This window comes from Nitrosomonas sp. Nm51, from assembly GCF_900111165.1.
In the GTDB taxonomy this organism is placed as follows: Bacteria; Pseudomonadota; Gammaproteobacteria; order Burkholderiales; family Nitrosomonadaceae; genus Nitrosomonas.
In genome coordinates, this window is the sequence record NZ_FOGH01000118.1 from 1 (window position 1) to 1661 (window position 1661).

Consider the following 1661-nt stretch of genomic DNA (forward strand, 5'->3'; position numbering starts at 1 on the left):
ACAACAGTCAAGCTGTTGTATGGTCATCAGGCAGGTGCCGAGATTGGCTACAATCCGATGAAGCCAGGACGTCCCAGTCATACGTTACACACCTATTGGGTCAGTAACATGCGTCTGGTGCTGGATGTTGAAGTGCAAAGTGGCAAATCACATGCAGCCAAGCATAGTTTGCCGCGCTTACGCCAACTGATTGAGGGGCTCAAGCCTGAAGAGCGTCCCGTTATAGTGCGTGGTGACAATGCTTTTGGTAATGAAGGCGTGATGGTTGGAATGGAAGCGATTGGACAGAGCTATCTGTTCAAGCTTCGGCAGACTACCGGGGTTAAACGTTTTATTGAACGCAATTGGTGCCAAAGTGAATGGCAGAATGTAGGAAATGGTTTGCATGCTGTGGAAGATGAACTCAAGTTGGCAGGTTGGAGCCATTCACGACGGGTAGTCGTATTGCGGCGACAGGTGAAACGTGATCTGGCGGTTGAAGTAAAATCTGGTGCGCAACTGACACTGAACTTTATCGACCATTCAGAAAAAATCAAACTCTGGGAATATACCGTGCTGGTGACCAATACCGATTATTCTCTGGAAGCCCTTGGGCAATTGTACCGGGATCGGGCGGATTGTGAGAACGGCTTTGATGAATTGAACCTAAATTCCTCAGTTAGCTGGAATCAAATGCCAACGTAGCGGGAAATGAATCAAGAAATTGTGATTTCTGGGGTTTGCTGGCAATAATTTTACTGATGATATAACGCACCAAGGCTGGCCAGCGACCTGTTTTGGGCAACTGAGGCGCATTCATGTTGACACCGGTCGAAAATTGACCAGAAAAGGCTAGTTGTACCGGTTGAAAATTGACCAGGTAATTCACGTATCCTGCCTAAATTTTAAGCAGGAGAAATTAAGAGGTGATTACCATGGTTATGTATGCAAAGATACGGCGGATGTTTTACCGTGAACATTTGTCGATTAATGAGATTCAACGGCGCACAAGTCTGTCGCGGAACACAATAAAAAAGTGGTTGAAAGCGCCAAGTGACAGCACGGTGAAATATCACAGAGCGAAGAAGCCCGGCAAGCTGACACCGTTTGAATCTCGATTGTTATTGGCGCTGGAAGCGGATGCTCGCCGCCCCAGGAAAGACCGGCGCACTGCCAGGATGCTGTTCCAGGAAATCAGAAAGGATGGCTATGTTGGCGGTTATACAATTGTTTGTGACTTTGTTCGCAACTGGCGCAATCAAGGCGGGCAGGGTAAAACGGCGTATGTACCGCTGAAGTTTACGTTGGGTGAAGCCTTTCAGTTTGACTGGAGTGAAGAATGGCTGGTGATCGGTGGCACCCACCGTAAAGTGTTGGCTGCACATACCAAACTATGTGACAGTCGTGCCTTCATGTTGTCGGGCTATCCGTCACAAAGTCACGAAATGCTGTTCGATGCGCATACCCGTGCATTTACAGCTTTTGGCGGCGTGCCGCAACGCGGCATTTACGACAACATGAAGACGGCTGTGGACAAGGTGTCCAAAGGTAACGGGCGTGTGGTAAATACGCGCTTCTTCGCGATGACGGCACATTACCTGTTCGATCCTGATTTCTGCAATGTAGCTTCCGGCTGGGAGAAAGGTGTCGTCGAGAAGAATGTCCAGGATATGCGCCGCCGC

2 protein-coding genes are annotated in these 1661 nt (G+C 48.9%); both read left to right on the plus strand.

Features of this window, described 5'->3' with window-relative positions; translation table 11 throughout:
* Positions 1 to 684, plus strand: a 684-nt coding sequence (locus BMY60_RS15045; protein WP_143057496.1) for a transposase, incomplete at its 5' end; no start/stop codon positions are given.
* Between the two features lie 230 nt (positions 685 to 914).
* The coding region (gene istA / locus BMY60_RS15055; RefSeq protein ID WP_143057497.1) for an IS21 family transposase at positions 915 to 1661 on the plus strand (747 nt) is incomplete at its 3' end.